18 protein-coding genes and 2 pseudogenes are annotated in these 20,821 nt (G+C 42.0%); 14 read left to right on the forward strand and 6 right to left on the reverse strand.

Annotated elements, in window-relative coordinates:
- Positions 1 to 96 precede the first annotated feature (96 nt).
- Positions 97 to 777: a uracil-DNA glycosylase gene (gene ung, locus CYLST_RS04880; protein WP_015206594.1), complete on the reverse strand. Its 681-nt coding sequence runs from the start codon at positions 775 to 777 to the stop codon at positions 97 to 99.
- A gap of 272 nt (positions 778 to 1,049) precedes the next feature.
- Here ung and CYLST_RS04885 point away from each other — a divergent pair, with 272 nt between their 5' ends.
- The 4 genes from CYLST_RS04885 to CYLST_RS04900 all read left to right on the forward strand — a co-directional run bounded on the left by CYLST_RS04885 (position 1,050) and on the right by CYLST_RS04900 (position 5,327).
- Complete coding sequence (locus tag CYLST_RS04885; protein ID WP_041232960.1) at positions 1,050 to 1,436, forward strand: hypothetical protein; 387 nt, start codon at positions 1,050 to 1,052, stop codon at positions 1,434 to 1,436.
- A 452-nt stretch (positions 1,437 to 1,888) separates the two neighbouring features.
- Positions 1,889 to 2,410 carry a Ycf51 family protein gene (locus CYLST_RS04890; RefSeq protein ID WP_015206596.1) on the forward strand — a complete coding sequence of 174 codons (522 nt, stop codon included), beginning with the start codon at positions 1,889 to 1,891 and terminating at the stop codon, positions 2,408 to 2,410.
- 482 nt (positions 2,411 to 2,892) lie between these two features.
- Positions 2,893 to 4,110, forward strand: a complete 1,218-nt coding sequence (locus tag CYLST_RS04895) for an iron-containing alcohol dehydrogenase family protein (RefSeq protein ID WP_041233435.1) — start codon at positions 2,893 to 2,895, stop codon at positions 4,108 to 4,110.
- Positions 4,107 to 5,327, forward strand: coding sequence for an aspartate aminotransferase (locus tag CYLST_RS04900; protein ID WP_015206598.1), 1,221 nt, complete (start codon positions 4,107 to 4,109; stop codon positions 5,325 to 5,327). The genes CYLST_RS04895 and CYLST_RS04900 overlap by 4 nt, the downstream gene beginning before the upstream one ends.
- A gap of 46 nt (positions 5,328 to 5,373) precedes the next feature.
- Here the strand turns inward: CYLST_RS04900 and CYLST_RS35740 are convergent.
- The 3 genes and pseudogenes from CYLST_RS35740 to CYLST_RS04910 form a co-directional block, all read right to left on the reverse strand.
- Positions 5,374 to 5,553: pseudogene (locus tag CYLST_RS35740) on the reverse strand (DUF4351 domain-containing protein); the annotation flags it as partial.
- Positions 5,554 to 5,655: 102 nt separating this feature from the next.
- Entirely contained in the window at positions 5,656 to 6,519 is an 864-nt protein-coding gene (locus CYLST_RS04905; RefSeq protein ID WP_015206599.1) for a DUF4351 domain-containing protein, read from the reverse strand.
- 824 nt (positions 6,520 to 7,343) lie between these two features.
- A pseudogene (locus CYLST_RS04910) lies at positions 7,344 to 9,503 on the reverse strand (protein kinase domain-containing protein).
- Positions 9,504 to 9,800: 297 nt separating this feature from the next.
- Here CYLST_RS04910 and CYLST_RS04915 point away from each other — a divergent pair.
- The 5 genes from CYLST_RS04915 (at position 9,801) to arsC (ending at position 13,219) form a co-directional block, all read left to right on the forward strand.
- Positions 9,801 to 10,118, forward strand: a complete 318-nt coding sequence (locus CYLST_RS04915; RefSeq protein WP_015206603.1) for an ArsR/SmtB family transcription factor — start codon at positions 9,801 to 9,803, stop codon at positions 10,116 to 10,118.
- Between the two features lie 116 nt (positions 10,119 to 10,234).
- The gene (locus tag CYLST_RS04920) at positions 10,235 to 11,293 is read left to right on the forward strand and encodes a PstS family phosphate ABC transporter substrate-binding protein (RefSeq protein WP_015206604.1); all 1,059 of its coding nucleotides are present in this window, start codon (positions 10,235 to 10,237) and stop codon (positions 11,291 to 11,293) included.
- A gap of 4 nt (positions 11,294 to 11,297) precedes the next feature.
- A complete protein-coding gene (locus CYLST_RS04925) occupies positions 11,298 to 11,987 on the forward strand; it encodes an MIP/aquaporin family protein (protein ID WP_015206605.1) in 690 nt (229 codons plus the stop codon).
- 121 nt (positions 11,988 to 12,108) lie between these two features.
- Positions 12,109 to 12,777 (forward strand): arsenical resistance protein ArsH, encoded by a 669-nt coding sequence (gene arsH, locus CYLST_RS04930; protein WP_041233436.1) that lies wholly within the window; start codon positions 12,109 to 12,111, stop codon positions 12,775 to 12,777.
- Between the two features lie 46 nt (positions 12,778 to 12,823).
- On the forward strand, positions 12,824 to 13,219 hold the full coding sequence (gene arsC / locus CYLST_RS04935) for an arsenate reductase, glutathione/glutaredoxin type (protein ID WP_015206607.1): 396 nt from the start codon (positions 12,824 to 12,826) through the stop codon (positions 13,217 to 13,219).
- A gap of 318 nt (positions 13,220 to 13,537) precedes the next feature.
- Here the strand turns inward: arsC and CYLST_RS04940 are convergent, their stop codons facing one another.
- A complete protein-coding gene (locus CYLST_RS04940) occupies positions 13,538 to 13,912 on the reverse strand; it encodes a hypothetical protein (protein ID WP_015206608.1) in 375 nt (124 codons plus the stop codon).
- A 339-nt stretch (positions 13,913 to 14,251) separates the two neighbouring features.
- On the opposite strand from CYLST_RS04940, the gene CYLST_RS04945 reads away from it, so the two are divergent.
- The 3 genes from CYLST_RS04945 to CYLST_RS04955 all read left to right on the forward strand — a co-directional run bounded on the left by CYLST_RS04945 (position 14,252) and on the right by CYLST_RS04955 (position 17,795).
- Positions 14,252 to 15,283 (forward strand): 1-acyl-sn-glycerol-3-phosphate acyltransferase, encoded by a 1,032-nt coding sequence (locus CYLST_RS04945; RefSeq protein WP_015206609.1) that lies wholly within the window; start codon positions 14,252 to 14,254, stop codon positions 15,281 to 15,283.
- A 198-nt stretch (positions 15,284 to 15,481) separates the two neighbouring features.
- Complete coding sequence (locus tag CYLST_RS04950) at positions 15,482 to 17,017, forward strand: flavin-containing monooxygenase (protein ID WP_041233438.1); 1,536 nt, start codon at positions 15,482 to 15,484, stop codon at positions 17,015 to 17,017.
- Positions 17,018 to 17,030: 13 nt separating this feature from the next.
- On the forward strand, positions 17,031 to 17,795 hold the full coding sequence (locus CYLST_RS04955) for an SDR family NAD(P)-dependent oxidoreductase (protein WP_015206611.1): 765 nt from the start codon (positions 17,031 to 17,033) through the stop codon (positions 17,793 to 17,795).
- Here the strand turns inward: CYLST_RS04955 and rppA are convergent.
- A complete protein-coding gene (rppA, locus tag CYLST_RS04960; protein WP_015206612.1) occupies positions 17,792 to 18,493 on the reverse strand; it encodes a two-component system response regulator RppA in 702 nt (233 codons plus the stop codon). The two genes, CYLST_RS04955 and rppA, sit on opposite strands and share 4 nt — an antisense overlap.
- A gap of 121 nt (positions 18,494 to 18,614) precedes the next feature.
- Between rppA and hisG the strand changes: the two genes are divergently transcribed.
- Complete coding sequence (gene hisG / locus CYLST_RS04965) at positions 18,615 to 19,259, forward strand: ATP phosphoribosyltransferase (RefSeq protein ID WP_015206613.1); 645 nt, start codon at positions 18,615 to 18,617, stop codon at positions 19,257 to 19,259.
- 220 nt (positions 19,260 to 19,479) lie between these two features.
- Complete coding sequence (locus CYLST_RS04970) at positions 19,480 to 20,118, forward strand: histidine phosphatase family protein (protein WP_015206614.1); 639 nt, start codon at positions 19,480 to 19,482, stop codon at positions 20,116 to 20,118.
- Positions 20,119 to 20,821: the final 703 nt, after the last annotated feature.

The raw sequence follows: 20,821 nt of genomic DNA on the forward strand, positions 1-20,821 counted from the left end.
AACGTCTCTACAAGATATGTGTTTATTTTACATGAAAACCGTTAACATTTCACACGTTAGCCCAACCTACAATTTTCTTAACTGAACCGTATTGTGCTATAGGTTGGGAATTTGCCAATCAATCTCTGATTTATTGCAAGAACGTAATGCTGAGTTAATAGCTGAGAAGGGTTTGCTGCCAAAAAAGCCATTATGTGCAGATAGCGGTGAAGGATGCGCTGATTGAATAACAATATGTCGGTTTGTATCTATTAATTTAAGCTTCTTTTTTGCGTACCCTCCCCACAGTACAAAGACTACAGGATCGGTTTTCTGATTGACTTTGCTAATTACTGCATCTGTAAAAGTTTCCCAACCTTTATTTTTGTGAGAATTTGGTATATGTGCCTTTACAGTCAGTACTGCATTTAGCATCAGCACACCTTGTTTAGCCCAGGTTACTAGATAACCATTATTTGGCAGATCAAATCCAATATCTGCTTTAAGTTCTTTGAATATATTTACCAGTGATGGGGGCAGTTTAATGCCGGGTTTTACTGAAAAGCATAAACCGTGTGCTTGGTTTTCATCATGGTAGGGATCTTGCCCCAGTAATAAAACATTCACTTTCTCATAAGGTGTCAATTCAAAGGCAGAAAAGACATGTTCATCGGGTGGATAGATATTATCAAATAGTCTTTCTTCTTCCAGAAAGTCTTGAAGTTTACGAAAGTAGGGTTTGTCAAATTCTTCGGTAAGCACTGCCTGCCAAGAACTGGAAATTTTGGGATTTGTCATGGGGCTTTTAACATATCAATAGCTGGAAATATATAAAGTATTAAATAATATTTAATTCAGTATATCTACGGTATAATTAAGCTAATAATATCACTATATTTACTTTTGTGATTACAAGTGTGGCTAATTCTTAATTAGTTACTGTTGCTGAATCTTAAGAAGGTGTAGAAACCCGTTGAGGGTTTTTCTAAATAATGGACTTGGTTGACAAATGCCATTTTATAGCTTTTTCGGTTCAGTTAAGCACGCTGCAAAAAAATAATATCTTTACCATGAAATTCTCCTCTCAAGTTTTTGCTTTTTTCAGCACTTCCGTAGGTTTATTGACAATTAATTTTGCTATTTCTCTACCTGCTAAAGCATCAATTACCTGTGAACCAGGGACAATTAGGAATTATTCAAATGGTTCTCTGGCAAGTTGTGTGCTAAGTCAGGATATGACTTTGCAAGTTTCTAGTTCCAAGTCAGGGATATCTAATTTTCCATGCAAAGAACAAGATTATATATTTTTTGATGATAAAGGACAGTTTCAAAGTTGCCGACTTTTTCAGGAAATCGAAATTAGACAAGGTAATTCTGTTAGGATATGTCCGGCAAAGTATTGGGTGAATTTTTCAATCTCACGCGATGGTGATCAATCCATTAGTTGTCAGCCTTAGAGGATGTTTTAAAACATATAAGGGACTTCCAATTAAAAAAACATCCTAAATTTTCTTGTGGGATGGGTGTCTCCACACTTACAATATTCCGGGCGGGCTAGAAGCCCACCCCACAAGATGGATAATTTATTTCTTGGAAATCCCTAAAGGTTACGGAAAAACCTCGCTTCCATTCCTCTCCCCTGCAAGAGGAGAGGCTTTGAAATACCTATTTACTCATGGTAAATAGGTTATTTGGGGGGTTAAGTTTCTGAGGTTTTGATGTTAATAACGATACTTTTAAAATATCCTCTTGGTAGCGGTCAAATTTAGGAAAGGTGAACCACAGATAAATACAGATAAATTATCTGTGGTTGACGATAATTGCTTACTGATAATTTTTTCTATTATGCTGGAGTCAGGTCTAGGGTGCAAGCACTCGGTAAAATGGGTGTGTCCGCAATTAAAACCTTATGCCCACAACATCTGATTTCCTTCAATATACCCAATGGTCAGGTATTGCCACCTTGGTATTTGCTGCTGTGACAATACTGGCTTTTATTGTCAAATGGGGCTTTCGCTTTCGGCTGGTGGGTACAACTGGCTTTATGCTGGTGTTGACGGGAGGTTTATTTGCACTCTCGTTAGTGCCTTTGAGTCGGACTGTGATTCCGGGTGCAGTGAAATACACTCTGGTTTATGACAACGGCTCAAACCAAACTGTGATTGCTACTTCACCCCAGATTAGCCCTACAGAGTTAGAGGCAACTTTACTGCAAGCTGCCAGTAATCTCTACTCTTATGGTCGCTTGGGTTCACGGAATAATAATCAACTGATAGTTCGGGCCCGTACCGTTATCCACCCTGAACCTGGCCTTTCTGTACCAGTTTACTTGGGTCAGGTGTCGCGATCGCTTGCGAGTCGTGAAGATTCTGAGATGTCAGTGGAAGTGTACCTAGACAAATTCGCCGAATTGCCAAAACCTAAAGCATAAGCGGTTTGGGGGACAAGGAGGACAAGCAGAAATTATTGATCGAGTCTTTCTTTGTCTCCCATCCTCTGAGAACGCACTATGTATCAGAATTACATAGTTTTTTTGTCATCTACTATACAAAAAAGGTTATGCTCAGATTAAGATATGAGAAATATAGTATTCGACTAACAAATAATGGTAACTAAGAAACTTATCAGTTTCTAGAGCGAATTAGGCACAATCGGCTAAATCCCAAATTTCTAATCAGCAATTCTCAGAAACTTTTCGGAGAGAATCTGAGAGTGGTACTGTTGTGTTGTTATACAGTTATTCCCAACTTTGGAATTTCGGAAATTAAGGCTAATGGGCATTATGGGTTGAAGCCACGCCCTCCTGTTGCTGAACCAGTCGGTAGCAGAGTTTCGCAACGTGGTGACAAAAATTATGGCAGTCCAAGTCTAAATTTGATGAAGAAATATCAAGGTTTTGGCAAAATAGTTATTATGCCTAATCAATTTTTTACTCAAACTTTGTCTACTCAAACCCCTAGTTCGATATTTACGCTCTCAGTGGCGCCGGCAAAAGTGATCCGTGGTGCTAGCATGTTGCCGGCGGCGGTGGATGCGATTGCGCGGAGCGCAGTGCCGGAGGCAATCGCCTTTTTGGGAAGTCGTCCCTTAATTGTGGCAGGTAACTACACTTTGTCTCTCAGTCAACAGATTTTACAACCGATTTTACAAGGGCAACAGTTGGAGATTGCTCAAGCTACCTACGGTGCAGATTGCTGTGAAGCAAGTCTGGAATCTTTACGCCAGGCAGCAAAAGCACATCAAGCTGATGTAATTATTGGTGTTGGTGGTGGCAAAGCAATGGATACAGCGAAGTTAGTCGCCCAACAGTTGCAGTTACCCGTGGTGACAATTCCCACATCAGCATCTACCTGTGCGGCTTGGAGTGCGCTGTCGAATGTGTATTCTGAGGCGGGGGCGTTTCTTTATGATGTGGCCCTATCGCGTTGTCCCGATTTACTGATTCTCGATTACGACTTGATCCAAACTGCGCCGCAACGTACCTTAGTGGCAGGGATTGGTGATGCGATCGCCAAATGGTATGAAGCATCAGTTAGCAGCGGACACCTGCAAGACACCTTAATCATTGCCGCTGTTCAACAAGCGCGAGTCTTACGGGATATCTTATTCCAAAAGTCTGCCGTCGCCCTGCAAACACCAGGTAGCGAGGTTTGGCGAGAAGTTGTGGATGCCACCGTTTTACTCGCTGGGGTGATTGGCGGATTAGGTGGGGCCCAGTGTCGCACCGTTGCCGCCCATGCTGTGCATAATGGTTTAACTCATATTTCTGGGCATGGCAGCATTCATGGCGAAAAAGTCGCTTATGGAATTTTGGTGCAACTGCGTTTAGAAGAAATGGTGCAGGGTAATCAACTAGCAGAAACTTGCCGTCAACAATTGTTGAAATTCTACGCAGACATTGGACTGCCGCAAACATTAGGAGATTTGGGATTGGGCAACGTCACCCTGAGTGAGTTGCAAACAGCCGCTGAAATTGCCCTTGCTCCTAATTCTGACATCCATCGACTACCTTTTAAAGTGGTATCAGAACAGTTAATGGCGGCGATGGTTTCGACAACTGCACCAATCGAGAATCGAGACGGAATTAATAGAGTTTCTAGCAGGGTAATGAGTGAGGAGGTGACAGAATGAGTTTGAATTGGATTACCCCCGCCGAACGCATCCAAAAGCTGCCGCCTTATGTGTTTGCCCGTCTAGATGAACTGAAGGCAAAAGCACGGGAACAGGGGCTAGATTTAATAGATTTGGGCATGGGAAACCCCGATGGCGCCACACCGCAACCGGTGGTAGATGCCGCAATCGCCGCTTTGCAAGATCCGGCTAATCATGGTTATCCGCCTTTTGAAGGTACTGCCAGTTTTCGCCGTGCGATCACCAACTGGTATAATCGCCGTTATGGTGTGATTCTTGATCCTGATAGTGAGGCTTTACCCCTACTCGGTTCTAAAGAAGGATTAACTCATTTAGCGATCGCTTATATCAACCCCGGTGATCTGATTCTCGTGCCTTCTCCCGCTTATCCCGCCCACTTTCGCGGCCCGGTAATCGCTGGAGGAGAAGTCTACAGCTTAATTCTCAAAGAAGAAAATAACTGGTTAATTGATTTAGCTGCCATTCCCGAAGAGGTAGCCCAAAAAGCCAAAATCCTCTATTTCAATTATCCCAGCAATCCCACCGCTGCCACTGCCCCCCGCGAATTCTTTGAAGAAATCGTCGCTTTTGCCCGCAAATATGAAATCCTCTTGGTGCATGACTTGTGTTACGCCGAGTTAGCTTTTGATGGTTATCAACCCACTAGCTTGCTAGAAATTCCCGGTGCAAAAGATATTGGCGTCGAGTTTCACACCTTATCTAAAACCTACAACATGGCAGGTTGGCGCGTCGGGTTTGTCGTGGGTAACCGCCATGTAATTCAAGGTTTGCGGACATTAAAAACTAACTTGGATTATGGTATTTTTGCCGCTTTGCAAACCGCCGCCGAAACCGCATTGCAACTACCAGATGTCTATTTGCATCAAGTACAACAACGCTACCGCACCCGTCGAGATTTTCTGATTGATGGTTTAGGGAAGTTGGGTTGGGATGTTCCCAAAACCAAAGCAACGATGTATCTTTGGGTGAAGTGTCCCGTGGGTATGGGTTCAACGGATTTTGCGCTGCAAGTATTACAGCAGACTGGCGTTGTTTTAACTCCAGGGAATGCCTTTGGTGCTGCTGGTGAGGGTTATGTGCGGATAAGTTTGATTGCAGATTGCGATCGCTTGGGTGAAGCTTTAGCTAGATTTAAAGAAGCCGGTATCCGCTATCAACCAGAAGCCGTAGTCGCTGCTTCCGAATTAGGAGTGTAATAGGCGATTTTCAAATTCTTTAAGTCCGCGCTTAAAGAATCTGAATTTAACTATTATCTTGCTGATTTAACCAAGTTACTAAATCAGCAACTTCTGCAATATTAAACAATGCAGCACCTAAAGTTTCTAGCTTCTCAACAGATAAAACTCTTACTCTCTCAACTAGGGATGAATCAAGTTCCCCAAACCGTTGATTAAGTAAACGTAGACAAAATTTAACTGCTCCTTTTCCTGCTCCTTTTTACAAAATATCCTGATAAATTACTGACTCTTTCATAATGTCCTCGCTTATAAATTAGCTTGGGTTGAAAACTCAACCCAAAAATCACTATTTATCATTATCTGGCTGATTTAACCAAGTTACTAAATCAGCCGTTTCTGAAATATTGAACAACGCAGCACCTAAATTTTCTAATTGTTCAACAGATAAAACTTTTACTCTCTCAATTATTGAGGAATCAAGTTCCCCAAACCGTTGATTAAGTAAACGCAGACAAAATTTAACAGCTTCTATTTGTTTGCCTCTTTGTTCCCCTCTTTGTTCCCCTCTTTGTTCTCCCTTCTGCAAAATATCCTGATAAATTACTGATTCTTGCATAATATCCTCGCTTAACAACCGACGAATAAAGTTTTTCTCGAACCGCAAACCTGCTAAAATCTCTGTGTAAGCAGCAATATCCTGTTTAGTCTCCCTATCTGCAATTTTAGCAACATTCTGAGAAACCTGGGATAGTAAGCTTTGGGGTGAATTTGTCCGCGTTAATGGTGCTAAGGGTAATAATGCGGGATTATCGAGAAATAAAGCCGAATCTTGTTCCCACATTCGGATAACCCGATAACGGTGATTGGTGGTTTCATTGATGTATGCTTCGTTAAAAACGACTTCGCTATTTGTTTCTTGCAAGAAAATCACTACTTGGGTTACAGGAACTTCATATTTACGTATTAATCTCACCGAATAATCTAACATCCGCAAAGGAATAGGAGTTTTAGAGGTTGCTTCGGTTTGAAATTCAATATGTAAAATCCGATTTTCTGTTTGTAAGAAGGTGACGAAATCAGCGCGAATTGGTTCAATACTTAATTCGGTTTTTAATACTTTGATTGTTTGCGGTTCTTCAGGAAGTAACCACCGAGCAAAATCCTGGGGATATTTTTCAGCTAATACTTTACAAACGTTGTCAAAACTCACGGGTTTATCAAAGTTAATATGACAATCAGGATTATAAAATTAAATTGGATAATTGGAAATGAGGATTGATAAAATAAACTCTAATTTTCTATGTCTTTTAAAGATTAAACGGGCGGTTAGAAACCGCAGCTACACAGACAAAACCCACCTCCGTGGGTTTCAAACAGCTAGTTTTTCCTTAGACCAGGTCGGTGGACTTCGTTTGTGTAGCCGCGATTTCTAATCGCCCTGGCTGGCTCTAGATTATCTCCGCTGGTTGATTGTTGAATATTTGCATTTCTATAAATCTAAGGACTAAAGTCCTTACAAGAATATCCGGTAAGCGTAAAGCTCAGTGGCTTTAGAGAAAGAGATATAAGCGACTCGTGCAGTTCGACAAGCTCACTGACCACGGTTTTAACCGCATAGAGTTTCTTTTTAGCAAAGGTGGGTTAAAAAGATCAGAGAATTTATCTTTTGCGTTCTATAGTGTTATACTTTTGACAACAGGAACGGTAATCAACCTGTCTAAAAACCTAACTACCTAACGGTAATCTGTACCTTGACAATTGAAGATATGGGGTTCTATTCCATAGTTCTAGTTTCCTACCCAGGAATAGGTAAAATCTTCATGGGAGCTAGACGACACAGAATTTAAACTCAATCAAATTTTGCAGCAATGCAACTACCTTCGGGCAGAGGGGAAGTTAACGCTTGGGGAGAGAACCACCTCTGGCTTAAATACCGCAAGGGGTTTAAGTTAAGTGGACTCGTTGAACCAAGAATCTCAGTGGCTGTCTTCCCTGAGAGTGTCAATACGAACTGTATTTTAATTCCCCTATTTATCACGGTGCAACCCGCCAAATTTTGATGGTGTTGTCACCACTACCACTAACAAGAGTCTTGCCATCGGTACTGATTGCGACGGAATTAACTGAATTGGAATGCCCCTTGAGGGTGCGGATTTCTTCTCCTGTAGCCAGATTCCACAGTTTGATAGTTTTGTCATCACTACCACTAAAAAGGGTTGTGCCATCGGCACTGATTGCGACGGAATAAACGTAACTGGAATGCCCATTAAGGGTGCGGATTTCTTCTCCTGTAGCCAGATTCCACAGTTTGATGGTTTGGTAACTACCACTAGCAAGGGTCTTGCCATCGGCACTGATTGCAACTTTATTAACCCAATCGGAATGCCCCTTGAGGGTGCGGATTTCCTCTCCTGTCACCAGATTCCATAGTTTAATGGTTTTGTCATCACTACCACTAACAAGGGTCTTGCTATCGGCACTGATTGCGACGGAATGAACCGAATCGGAATGTCCCTTGAGGGTGCGGATTTCTTCTCCTGTCGCCAAATTCCACAGTTTGATGGTTTTGTCTCTACTACCACTAGCAAGGGTTTTGCCATCTGGACTGATAGCGACTTCATTAACCCAACTGGAATGCCCCTTGAGGGTGCGAATTTCCTCTCCTGTCGCCAGATTCCACAGTTTGATTGTGTTGTCTCTACTACCACTAGCAAAGGTTTTGCCATCGGCACTGATAACGACGGAATAAACGTAACTAGAATGCCCCTTGAGGGTGCGAATTTCCTCTCCTGTCGCCAAATTCCACAGTTTGATTGTGTTGTCACCACTACCACTAGCAAGAGTCTTGCCATCGGCACTGATTGCGACGGAACGAACCGAACTGGAATGCCCATTGAGGGTTTTTTCTAAATAAGCACCTTTGAAACTAATACCAGTTCTATCTGAGGCTACGCTTGATTCATCTAGGGGTAATTCATGAATTGCCCCTACTACAGATAGTGGATTAGGAAGGAATCCATAGCTAGTATAAGTATAGATTTAAATGCCAGTTAAGCCCAATAATAAAACAATAGTAGTTAGTACAAATCGTCTTCTAAATTTTAACCAGAAAATTACAATGCTGGGTAAAATTTGGTTTCTAAATTGCAACCGTAAGACACTAGGTTTTAGTAAAAATTGGTTTTTGAAATTACCTATTTTGTTTAGTATTATAGGTACAATTGGTATCTTTATTTGGAGTTGGGGTGGTGTTGCGTTCACCTGTGCTGAAATTGTTAGTGGTAAAGATACTTGCTGTGGTGCTTTCGGACTCAAATCATGAATAACTTCATCCGCAGATTGATAACGCTCATGAATATCTTTTTTCAACAACTTATCTATAACTTTCCCTAATTCCCCACTCACCGAAATAGATAAATGTTGTCGCCAATTATTCACCCAAGCATAACCATTTTCCGCCCACAATTCAAAAGGATGAACCCCCGTCAACAGATGAAAACAAGTTGCACCTAAAGCAAATAAATCACTGGCTGGGTAAGCTTCACCACTTTTGATTTGTTCTAGTGGACTATAGCCATGAGAACCTATTTGTGTTCCTATTTGCGTGTGAACTGTGACAGTTAACTGTTTCGATGCGCCAAAATCAATTAATACCAACTTTCCATCACTTTTACGGCGCATGATATTCTCTGGTTTAATATCTCTGTGAATAACATGGCGCTCATGAACAAACTTCAAAGGTGGTAATAAATCTAGTAATAATTCTTGAATTTGGCTTTCGTTATATTTCCCGCTTTGTGCTAATTCATTTAATAAATTATCCCCTGCAATAAACTGCTGCACTAAATAGAGAAAATTATTCTCCTCAAAATAAGCAAAAAGCGTGGGTATTTGGGGATGTTCTCCTAAATCTTGTAAGCGTTTGGCTTCTTGGGCAAATAATTCCATCGCCTTTTTTAATGCCCAAGTTCCCTGCTGTTTTGGTGCAAGTTGTTTAATTACACAGGTTTCGTTTAGCTTATGGGTATCTTCGGCTAAATAAGTTTTACCAAAACCACCTTCGTTAGAAAGTACCCGCAGAACCCGAAAGCGATTGATTAATAATGGTACTAATGGCGTGCTACAAGCTTGGCAAAACTTGTTACTATCAGGGTTTAAGGGTTGGTGACACTCTGGGTTTAGGCAGCATATCATCATCTGTGTCGGGTAGCTGTTTAACCCTTATGATAAAGCCTAAGTGATTCTCGTTTGTATGCAATACACTTTGACCTCTCTCCAAACCTCTCTCCTAAAAGGAGAGAGGCTTTAAGTCCGGCTCCCCTTCCAGCAACAAAAGTTTTTCCTTTCCCCTCCCCTCGTAGGGGAGGGTTAGGGAGAGGCAGGGAAGGGGTTGGGGGTTAGGTCTGTATTAAACTCAACGGAGAAGCGCTATAAGTGATTTTGCTACCTAGGTTGGTGATATAGCAATCTTATTTGATTTTCGAGAAGTTAATGCCCACTCCTCCTGCCACAATTCCCCATCTCATTGCTGAAGGTTTTCATGCCCTTTCTGACCCTATCAGAATTAGGGTGTTAGAACTGTTGCGACAACAAGAACTCTGCGTCTGTGACTTGTGCGATGCTTTAGAGGTAAATCAGTCAAAACTATCTTTTCACCTGAAAACCCTTAAGGAAGCTGGCTTAGTCCACTCCCGTCAGGAAGGACGCTGGATTTATTACAGCTTGAATGTTGCCCAATTTAGCGTTTTAGAGGAATATTTGGCAGGTTTTAGCCATAATATTCTAATTTCCCCTGCACGTCCCTGCTAAGACCTTAGCTAATGCATCAACTTTTTTTGATGTATTTTTGTGTATTGTGTTATCGTTTACATTGACATATCAAGTTTTTTTGAAATGATAGAAATATAACTTTGATATCCAGTCAAATGAAGGCAATACCAAGGAAATTAGCTTTTGCACTTGGAACGTTGGCTTTTGCGACCAGTTGCACAGCCACATCCAATTCATCAACTCAAACTCAGCAGCCGCAAAAGGTAACACCAGTAACTGATGCAGCGACAGTCACGACAATTAAAATAGATGGTTCTAGTACAGTTTATCCAATTACCCAGGCGATCGCTAAAGAGTTTCCAGCAAACTCCAAAAACAACACGCTAATCAAAGTCGGCATTTCCGGTACTGGTGGGGGTTTTGAAAAATTCTGCGCTGGAGAAACAGACATCAATAACGCCTCTCGACCGATTACCCAGGTAGAGATGGCAGCTTGTAAAAAAAATGGTATCAGTTATATAGAATTACCCATTGCCTTTGATGCCTTGACCATTGCCGTTCATCCCCAAAACGACTGGGCAAAAGATATCACAGTTGCAGAATTAAAAAAGATGTGGGAACCGGAAGCCCAAGGAAAAATCACCCGTTGGAACCAGGTACGCGCTTCTTGGCCTAATCGCCCAATAAAATTATATGGTGCTGGTGATAAGTCTGGAACTTTTGACTACTTCACAGAAGCAATTGTTGGTAAAGCCAAAGCCAGCCGCAAAGACTACACAGCCAGCGAAAATGATGATGTTTTAGTTGCAGGTATCAATAAAGATCTAAATGCCTTGGGTTATTTTGGCTATGCTTACTACGAAGAAAACAAAGATAAGTTAAAAGTCGTAGCAGTTAACAGCGGTACAGGTTCCGTCATCCCATCACGGGAAACAGTAGAAAAAGCCAATTATCAACCACTTTCTCGACCTTTATTTATCTATGTAAATCTTTGGTCTAGTAAAAACAAAGGTGTGGTGTACCAGTTCGCAGATTTCTACATTCAGAAAGCATCAAAAATAGCCCGTTCTGTGGGCTATGTACCTTTATCAGATGAAGCCTACAAAATTGATTATGTTCATTTATATAAAGGCAAAGTAGGAACAGTGTTTGGCGGAAAAGCCCAGCTAGACCTCACCCTGGGGGAGTTATTACGGAAACAAAAGCAGTTTTAGATTGATGAAGTCATTTTTTCAGGAAGTTTATCAATTTAGGCGAGAAGCTTTAGCAGAAGCCATTGGCACTTTTACCTTAGTATTTGCGGGTACTGGTGCAGTGATGGTAAACAACATTAGTCAAGGCGCTATTACTCATTTAGGTATCAGTTTTGTCTTTGGGGCGGTGGTAGCAGCACTGATATACGGGATTGGTCATCTGAGCGGCGCACACTTTAACCCAGCGGTGACACTGGCATTTTGGACAAGTGGTTTTTTCTCTAAGGGACGAGTAATACCGTATATTTTAGCACAACTGTTTGGTGCGATCGCAGCTTCCGCCTTACTGCTAACTAGTTTGGGACGAGTTGCCAACCTGGGAGCTACTCTACCACTGCATGGCAATTGGTGGCAATCTTTGGTGCTAGAAACCGTTCTTACCTTCATTTTGATGTTTGTGATTTTGGGTTCGGGGCTAGACCGTCGCGCACATATCGGTTTTGCTGGGTTAGCTATTGGTTTAACGGTGGGAATGGAAGCGGCATTTATGGGGCCAATTACTGGCGCAAGTATGAATCCGGCCCGTTCTTTTGGCCCTGCTTTTGTGGGGGGAATTTGGCAGCATCATTGGGTTTATTGGGTTGCACCAATTTTAGGGGCGCAATTAGCCGTGATGGTTTACAGGCAACTTTCTCACGGTTTTAGGGATTTTTAAGAATTAGGAGAAAATAAAGATAAACTAACCGCTCCAGGCGCAGAAAACGCAGAGATTTAGATATGAAAAAACATTAGTTTTTTAGGATAATTCTGTTAGTTAGAGTTGATTAATGGTTTCTATGACTTCTTTTGAACATCCACCAAGAATATTGTTTTTATATGGCTCTTTGCGAGTGCGTTCATATAGCCGCTTGTTAGCAGAAGAAGCCGCGAGAATCATTGAGGGTTTTGGGGCTGAAGTCCGGTTTTTTAATCCTGATGAATTGCCCATTTATGGCAGTGTGCCAGATACTCACCCTAAAGTAAAGGAATTACGGGAATTGAGTATCTGGTCTGAAGCTCAAGTATGGTCTTCTCCTGAAATGCACGGGAATATTACTGGCATTATGAAGAACCAAATTGACTGGATTCCTCTCAGTTTAGGGGCAGTCAGACCAACTCAAGGTAGAACTTTGGCAGTAATGCAAGTAAGTGGTGGTTCTCAGTCTTTCAATGCTGTGAATACAATGCGAATTTTGGGGCGTTGGATGCGAATGTTTACGATTCCAAATCAGTCATCTGTGGCGAAAGCTTACCAAGAGTTTAACGAAGATGGAACAATGAAAAATTCACCTTACCGCGATCGCGTTATTGATGTCATGGAAGAACTTTATAAATTTACATTGCTGTTGCGCGACCAGGTTGATTACCTCACAGACCGCTACAGCGAACGTAAAGAAAAAGCAGCAGCAGAAACTGTCAGGTTAGCAAATAGTGCCCTGGAAGTTAATGCTAATCAAAGCTCATAAAAGTTTCTTTTAGTTAACCTAACAACAACTAACAATCAATAAAATCATGAAAAAAGTAATGTTTGTTTGCAAAAAAAATTCCCGCCGTTCCCAAATGGCAGAGGGTTTTGCTAGAACTTTAGGAGCAGGTAAAATTGTTGTCAATAGTTCAGGTTTAGCTGGTAGTCAAGTAGACCCCATCACTGTAGATGTGATGTCAGAAATAGGCATTGATATTAGTAGTCAAATTTCTCAGCCATTAAGCGATTTTCAGCCTGAAGATTATGATGCTGTGATTTCTTTATGCGGTTGTGGGGTTAATTTGCCCGAAGCATGGCTGGTAAGAGAAGTTTTTGAAGATTGGCAACTCGACGATCCAGAAGGACACTCAATTGATACTTTTCGCCGTGTACGCGATGAAGTTAAAGAACGAGTATTAAAACTGATTACATCCCTAGGTTAGCTAGTTAGAGGCTGTTTATCAAGCTAACTTAAGTTAGGATTTATAAAGGATTCCTCTATTTTAGGACTTACGCATTGACAAACAATGCTAAATATGTAGGTTGGTTTGACTCACTGAAAATCTTAATCCGTGCGTTAGGGAACGCACCCTACAAGTCAGAACACCATTAAAAATGTCCAATATTAGGATGAATTTCCAAAGGAAGTAAGTCCTATATTTCAGAATAGGGGAATTTAATGTCTGTTACCGAAATGAGATGTGGGCGAAGCAATATTTTAGACAATTGCTTTCTCGCCCATAAATTTGCATCGGTGAAACTTAAAAAGTTGGCATAGATGGTAGAGGTATAGTTATGGTTATGGCATTTTTTGTCGGTGGAGTTCTCTTGGATGGGTCAAGCTCACCTAGGCGAGGTAATTTACTTGCGGGTAAAGGAGAGTAAAAGGGGGCTGTACCAAGTCCACCATATCCTATCCCTAGTGGGATGCTTTTGCTATTTCCTCCCGTAGACGGAGTAGTACTTTTATTTGTTTCTGTAGTCTCAGGATTATCGCTCGCCCCACCGCATACTTGCTCGGCTGTAGTATCGGTAAGTTCTTCCACTAGAGCCAGTGAACAAATTTTAATTTCTACTTGTTTGTAATCAGTGCTGGCGGACTTGGGGGATTTTGTTGCTTTTTTTGCGGCGAACATTTATTTAGTCCATTTTCATAACGCACTTTGCCAGAATAAATTAAACAAATTAAATTTAGAATGCCCCTTTGGAGATAATTTTTTGTCGAAATAATTTTAGTTATTTTTTCTTGAACCTTTAATAAGTAATTGCTAATTGTTAAACTTTGTGATGTATTGCCGTAAATAGAGATAATGTATATATGCCAGCGCAGTTGATATCAATGCTTGATTTAGCAAGGAGCAAATATATCTATCTAAGGTATAGTTAATTTTATATCTAAAGAAGGGTAGCTATAGTAATGCTCTAAAAATACAATACTTGCTTGACCAAATTGTATATTTATCCACACAGTTGTTGTGATTGATCAACAATCTAAAAATCTCCTTAATCCGCAATTGAAAAAAGCTTCAGGGGAGGGCTATAAATTTAGCTGGTTAGACTGGTTTTGTCTATGGTATCCCCCAGGCTGGCTGATTTTATTTAATCGTCACTGGCAGCACTATCATAGCGATCCAGATGGTTGGAATTGGCTGGAATATGGATTATTTTTGATTCCTGGCGGCTTTTATTTAGCTATGCTGAGTCGCTGGTTACGTCTTGGTTGTCGTTCGCCACGAAAAGAAATAGGGGAATTTGATCCTAACTATCAACAAGCTTTTCGGGAAGAAGTTCTCGCTCCCATCGTTAAATCTTATTTTCGTGGGGAATTGCAACAAATTGATAATTTGCCGCGCACAGGCCCAATAATTGTGGCCATGAATCACGCAGGTATGAGTTTTCCTTGGGATTTTATCACCTTGGGTTATTTATTAAGTCAAGCGCGAGGATGGGTGGTGCAACCCCTAGCAGAAGTATCATTGTTTGAGCATCCTTGGGTAATTTGGTGGTTACCACCTAGATGGTCACAGGTGTTAGGTGCTGTGAGAGCAGAGTTAAATGATTTTGCAGCGGCGATCCAAGCGGATAAAACTGTTCTCTATGCGCCTGAAGGTTTACGGGGGCCGCTTAAAGGTTGGCGAAGACGTTATCAACTGCAAAAGTTTGATGTGAGTTTTATTCAGTTAAGCGATCGCTATCAGATTCCCATTCTCCCAGTTATTTGCATTGGCAATGAGTCTCTACATCCTTGGACTGTAAATCTTAAAAAATTGCAACGATTATTCAAACTACCATTCTTGCCTTTCTCACCTTTGATGCTGGTCTTGATTCTGTTTCCCTCAATGGGAGTGTGGGCAATGAGAACTCGCCTACAGTACATTATTCAGCCTTTGGAACCGGCCGGACTGGACAATCACTCCGGCAAAAGTCGTACAGCGGTTTATCAACAGGCACAACAATTACGAGAAAAACTGCAACAACAGATTTATGAATCGCTTCATACTAATTAATGGATTTTAGTCAACTCCACAAGGTATAGTTTACCAAATTATAAATTACCTGTTACGTTAGTAATAATTTTTACTAGCAATATTTGTGCTAAGTAAATTAATTTAGTACTTAATCTATAAAAGTATATTTGCTGCAAAAATAACAGTATAACTTAAGTGATCTGCATAGGGTTAATTCAGTATTTACGCTTAAAAGAAATGGAAATCAAACAAATTTGCGTGATTGGGGCTGGAATTAGCGGTCTAGTAACAGCGAAAACTTTTGTGGAAGAGGGCTACGACGTTACTGTATTTGAGAAACAGCAAGGACTCGGCGGCGTCTGGGAAAAATCTCGGACTTACCCAGAACTAACTAGCCAGAATACTGGTGACACATACTGTTTCTCAGACTATCCCATGCCTGCATCCTACCCAGAGTGGCCCACAGCAGAGCAAATACGGAATTACTTGGAGTCTTACGCCCAGCATTTTGGGGTGATTCAGAGGATTCGCTTCCGAACAGAAGTGACCGATGTTTCTAGAAAACCGGGAGAAAGACCAGGATGGGTCGTTAGCATTAGAATAAAGGATGCTGATGGGGAAGAAATAAAGCAGGAAAGTCACGAATTTGACTTTGTTGTGGTTTGCAATGGTACATATCACAAACCAGAAATTCCGTCCTTACCGGGTATAGAGGAGTTTACAGCATCTGGAGGTCGGGTACTGCATTCTACTGAGCTTAACGAAACCGCAATTATTGAAGGTAAGCGGGTAGTAGTGGTTGGTTTTGGCAAGTCTGCCTGTGATGTTGCAACTTTGGCAGCGAATACAGCTAAAGAATGTACCCTCATCTTCCGTCGGTCTCTGTGGAAGATTCCTCGGTTTTTTCTGGGTTTAGTTAATCTTAAGTACATTTTGCTAACCCGCTTTTCAGAAGCTTGGTATCCCTATCGTCAGATGGGACGGCTGGAAAGAATGCTGCACAGTCTTGGTAAGCCATTAGTCTGGGGTTTCTGGCGTAATGTCGAGACGCTGCTGCGTCTACAATTCGGTCTTGATAGTTGTGGGATGGTGCCCGAACACCACATAGATAAACTGGAATGTAGCGTTAGTATAGCTCCCCCCGGTTTCTTCAAGTACGTACGCTCTGGCAAAATCCGGGCAATTAAAACGAGCGTTGTTAAGTTTATCTCTGGTGGCGTAGAATTAGCCGATGGTCAGCAGGTGCCAGCAGATATAGTAGTTTTTGGCACTGGGTTTCGCCAAGAAATTCCCTTTCTTCAAGCAGAATACCGTCAGCAAACGGTGGATGAGGACGGTAATTTTAACTTTTATCGTTATCTGATTCACCCTAATATTCCCCAAATGGGTTTTGTTGGCTATAACAACAGTTTCTTTACTCAGTTAACATCCGAAATTGGCGCTTGGTGGCTGGTAGAGTATGTTAAAGGTAACTTGTCATTGCCCTCACCGTCGGTCATGTACCAGGACATGGCAGCAGATATGAGTTGGATGAAAACGCAATTTCATAGCTTTGCCGGTGGTGGAACATGCATCGCTTCATTTTCCTTGCGACACATTGAGCAACTGATAGCAGATATCGACGTAAATAATCAGCTGACCATCTGGAAAGGAGTTTCCCAGATCATGATGCCCGTTGATATCTCCCTCTACAGCAAACTCCGACAGGAATTAAAGTTGCAAAGGCTGAAAAATGTCAATGATTCTCAAAGCAGTGAACAAGTAGAAGTATGAGAGGAGGTAAATTATGGGTTTAACCAACAAAATAACTTTGATTACAGGAGCAGCTTCCGGTATAGGTCGTGAGACTGCTAAACTGTTTGCTGAAGCAGGAGCAAAAGTAGCGATCGCTGATTTAGATGCTGTAGGGGGAAAAGCAGTCGTTGAAGAAATTCACAGCAGCGGCGGTACAGCGCTGTTTCACCAGGTAAATGTGGCAGCAGAAACTGAAGTAAAAGCTTGGATTAGTGCAGTAGTTGAGCAATGGGGCGATATAGATATACTAGTTGCCAACGCTGGCGTGTTAGTCAACGGCACCGTAGAACAAGCAACAAACGAAGATTGGGATCAAGTTCTGGGAGTGAATGTCAAAGGGTATGCCTTCTGCGCCAAATATGCAGCCCCTTCCATGCGGAAACGTGGCGGTGGAGCTATTGTTAATGTAGCTTCCATCAGTTCTTTTGTGGCTCAAGCCGCATTTGCGCCCTATAACACCAGCAAAGGAGCAGTTCTGCAATTAACTCGATGTCTAGCCTACGATTTAGCTCCTGACAACATTAGAGTCAACTGTGTTTGTCCCGGCGGCATCGATACTCCGATGATGGATTATTTTGCCCAGTCTCAAGGCATAACTAAGCAAGATGTAGTGAACGAATTAGCACCATTACACCTATTGAAGCGCCTAGGAAAACCACGAGAAGTGGCTGAAGCAATTCTCTTCTTAGCTTCTGACAAAGCTTCTTTTATCACAGCCACACCACTTATGGTCGATGGCGGCTATACAGCCCACTAAACTAACTCCACTGAAGCTGCGCCGAAGCGATAGCCTTTACCGTAAACAGTGTGAATCAGTGGAGTTTCACTACCTACCTCAATCTTACGCCGCAGCAAGCGAATTAATGCCGCGATCACATTGCTACTGGGTTGCTCGTTATTTTGCCACAGATGTTGCAGAATCTGGGCGTGAGTTAACAGTTGTCCGGTGTGTTCCATAAAGTATTGCAGCAACTGGCTTTCTTTTTGAGATAGCTCAATAATTCGTCCTTGGCGATAGGCTATTTGGTTTTCGCCATCGAGTTCTAAATCAGCTACCATCAGCCGTCCTGTTGTGGTGGTGTACGACGATTCCACACCAGAACGACGCAACAAAGCGCGGACTCGTGCTAGCAACTCCCGCAGTTCAAACGGTTTTACCAAATAGTCGTCTGCACCAGCATCTAAACCTTCTACACGGTCATCTAAAGTATCTTTGGCCGTGAGAAACAGCACAGGAGTGGTTTTACCTTGACGTCGCAATTCCTGACAAATCTCCAACCCCGTTTTTCCTGGTAGCATCCAATCTAAAATCAGTAGATCATAACTGCCTGCTTGTGCCAGGTTGCTGCCACTTGTGCCATCATAAGCAGCATCCACGCTATAACCTTCACGAGTTAACACACGGCTCAAGGGGTCAGTTAGTTCAACTTCATCGTCAACTAATAAAATTCTCATGCTGCTTGTAGTGAACATATCGAGATATTCTCAAATAATGAACTGCAAAGACAAAGACACTCGCTTGCGGGGCTTCCCCCGTTGTGCAAAGTGTCCGTAGCCAAGGACAAGAAGAAAAAGAATGCTGACTGTTGCACTACCGAAAGGGGAACTACTTAAAAATAGCATCCGCCTACTGCAAGCTGTAGGATTGGATTTTAGTGCTTTTTTAGATTCAGGAACCCGCCAACTCCAGATTCCTGAAGCTAGCGGACGAGCAAAAGCCCTGCTAGTGCGGGGGCAGGATGTGCCCGTTTATGTAGAATATGGTCAAGCGCAGCTAGGTATTATTGGTTATGATGTGCTGCGGGAGAAAAAGCCCCAAGTCGCCCACTTGGTCGATTTGACCTTTGGGCATTGTCGAATGTCTGTAGCCGTAAAAGCAACTAGTTCCTACAAATCACCTTTAGATTTACCGGCTCATGGTCGGGTTGCTTCTAAGTATGTGAATTGTGCGCGAGAATATTTTGAAAGCCTGGATCTACCTGTGGAAATTGTGCCGCTGTATGGTTCGGTGGAACTAGGGCCAATTACGGGGATGTCTGAAGCGATCGTCGATTTGGTTTCCACAGGGCGGACTTTGAGCGAAAATGGTTTGATTGAGATTGCTACTTTATATCAAAGCACAGCCCGGTTGATTGCTCATCCGCTGAGTTATCGCTTGAATACTGGTAATTTGCACAACTTAGTGGAGCAACTGCGAGCAGCGAGTTTGGCTGCTGTATAAACTAACTACCCTCTCCACTCTTTGGAGAAGGGTAAACAATTAAAAATTAAAAATTAAGAATTAAGAATTAAAAAGTAGAAGCAAATAACACTATTTCAAAAGTTTGTTGTTGATTGACTTTTTTGGTTGATTACTTTGTCCTTGCGTCACATACTCGATTGCGAGATTGATGCTATTTTATTTTTGCACAAACTCCTTTATCCCAATCGCGATACAAGCTATGACACTCAATTTATATTTATTGCGACATGGAGAAACTACTTTTAGTCAAAGTGGTAATTTCTGCGGTGAAACTGATGCGGAGTTGACAAAAGAAGGAATGCAGATGGCATCCAGTTTTGCCGATGTTTATCAAAAATTGAAGTGGGAAGCGGTTTATGTTAGCCCAATGAAGCGCGCAATTGCAACTGCCAAGCCATTTTGTGATGCTATCGGTATGGATATGCAGTTGCGTGACGGACTTAAAGAAGGTAGTTACGGGGAATGGGAAACTAAGAGTAAATCATTTGCCCAAGAGAATTACGCAGAAAACTATGTGAATTGGGTGACAGAACCCGCTTGGAATGCACCACTAGGTGGAGAAACTGCGGTAGATATTGCTAACCGTTCTATGCCTGTAATTGCTGAAATTCAAGAAAAACATCCCCAAGGAAATGTTTTAGTAGTTTCTCATAAAGCTACGATTCGGATTATGCTTTGCAGTTTACTGGGAATTGATTTGGGACGCTATCGCTATCGGGTGAATATTTTGGTCGCGTCGGTAAGTATGGTTAAATTTGACGTTAATGGCCCTTTGTTAGAGATATTAGGCGATCGCCATCATATACCCGATCGTATTCGTTCTCGTCCGGGAACATAATAGCTGGATTTACCGATACAAAAAAGCTAAATCTAGGTGTGACTGATAAGCAGAAGCTAAATGCTATTTCTGCTTTGGATTTTTGAACAATGTAGGAAAATTACACAAAAATGATCGCCTTTCCCCCAGGATAAGCGATCCTTTTTATGCTTTTAAAAATGGCTTCTAATGTAAGCACTGAGGCGAGATGCCTCTTTCACGTTTCCAATAATCCCAATTTAACCCAATCGGTGGGGCGTCCCAGATAATTAAGAACAACCACCATGCGGGAAAGTTTCCAATGATTCCGATTTAACCCAATCGGTGGGGTGTTCCAGGGCATACCCAAGTTAGTGTTGGGACAACAGCTGTTTCCAATGATTCCGATTTAACCCAATCGGTGGGGAGTTCGCGTAGCAGCCCTTACCCAGTAAGGGTTTCAGCCGCTAAATCGACGCATCTCTAAAAAACATTATATATGTTGTGCAAATTTGAGCAAAATACATAGCTGAAATCCTTTCCTAGTAGGCAATCGACGCATCTCAACGAGAAATATAGGGTTTCAGGAATTTGCCGAGATGCGTCGATGGACTGGCTAAACTAGAGTTATGGCATGATTCAAACTTTAGGGTGTCGCTTCCTTTGTTGCAGATGTAGGTGTAAAACAAAAATACCAGAAAAACTCCCTCTAAAAGCCAGAGGTGAGGGACTGTTTGGGTAAATT

The sequence above is a fragment of the Cylindrospermum stagnale PCC 7417 genome, assembly GCF_000317535.1.
GTDB classification, from domain to species: Bacteria; Cyanobacteriota; Cyanobacteriia; order Cyanobacteriales; family Nostocaceae; genus Cylindrospermum; species Cylindrospermum stagnale.

What these genes read in the sequence shown, in the direction of transcription:
- CYLST_RS04955 (WP_015206611.1), top strand. Translation starts at nt 17,031, where the DNA reads ATGGGTTTAACCAACAAAATAACTTTGATTACAGGAGCAGCTTCCGGT.
- CYLST_RS04940 (WP_015206608.1), bottom strand. Translation starts at nt 13,912, where the DNA reads ATGTTCGCCGCAAAAAAAGCAACAAAATCCCCCAAGTCCGCCAGCACT.
- CYLST_RS04915 (WP_015206603.1), top strand. Translation starts at nt 9,801, where the DNA reads ATGCCCACTCCTCCTGCCACAATTCCCCATCTCATTGCTGAAGGTTTT.
- arsH (WP_041233436.1), top strand. Translation starts at nt 12,109, where the DNA reads ATGACTTCTTTTGAACATCCACCAAGAATATTGTTTTTATATGGCTCT.
- CYLST_RS04920 (WP_015206604.1), top strand. Translation starts at nt 10,235, where the DNA reads ATGAAGGCAATACCAAGGAAATTAGCTTTTGCACTTGGAACGTTGGCT.
- CYLST_RS04925 (WP_015206605.1), top strand. Translation starts at nt 11,298, where the DNA reads ATGAAGTCATTTTTTCAGGAAGTTTATCAATTTAGGCGAGAAGCTTTA.
- ung (WP_015206594.1), bottom strand. Translation starts at nt 777, where the DNA reads ATGACAAATCCCAAAATTTCCAGTTCTTGGCAGGCAGTGCTTACCGAA.
- CYLST_RS04890 (WP_015206596.1), top strand. Translation starts at nt 1,889, where the DNA reads ATGCCCACAACATCTGATTTCCTTCAATATACCCAATGGTCAGGTATT.
- hisG (WP_015206613.1), top strand. Translation starts at nt 18,615, where the DNA reads ATGCTGACTGTTGCACTACCGAAAGGGGAACTACTTAAAAATAGCATC.
- rppA (WP_015206612.1), bottom strand. Translation starts at nt 18,493, where the DNA reads ATGAGAATTTTATTAGTTGACGATGAAGTTGAACTAACTGACCCCTTG.
- CYLST_RS04970 (WP_015206614.1), top strand. Translation starts at nt 19,480, where the DNA reads ATGACACTCAATTTATATTTATTGCGACATGGAGAAACTACTTTTAGT.
- CYLST_RS04900 (WP_015206598.1), top strand. Translation starts at nt 4,107, where the DNA reads ATGAGTTTGAATTGGATTACCCCCGCCGAACGCATCCAAAAGCTGCCG.
- CYLST_RS04885 (WP_041232960.1), top strand. Translation starts at nt 1,050, where the DNA reads ATGAAATTCTCCTCTCAAGTTTTTGCTTTTTTCAGCACTTCCGTAGGT.
- CYLST_RS04895 (WP_041233435.1), top strand. Translation starts at nt 2,893, where the DNA reads ATGCCTAATCAATTTTTTACTCAAACTTTGTCTACTCAAACCCCTAGT.
- CYLST_RS04950 (WP_041233438.1), top strand. Translation starts at nt 15,482, where the DNA reads ATGGAAATCAAACAAATTTGCGTGATTGGGGCTGGAATTAGCGGTCTA.
- arsC (WP_015206607.1), top strand. Translation starts at nt 12,824, where the DNA reads ATGAAAAAAGTAATGTTTGTTTGCAAAAAAAATTCCCGCCGTTCCCAA.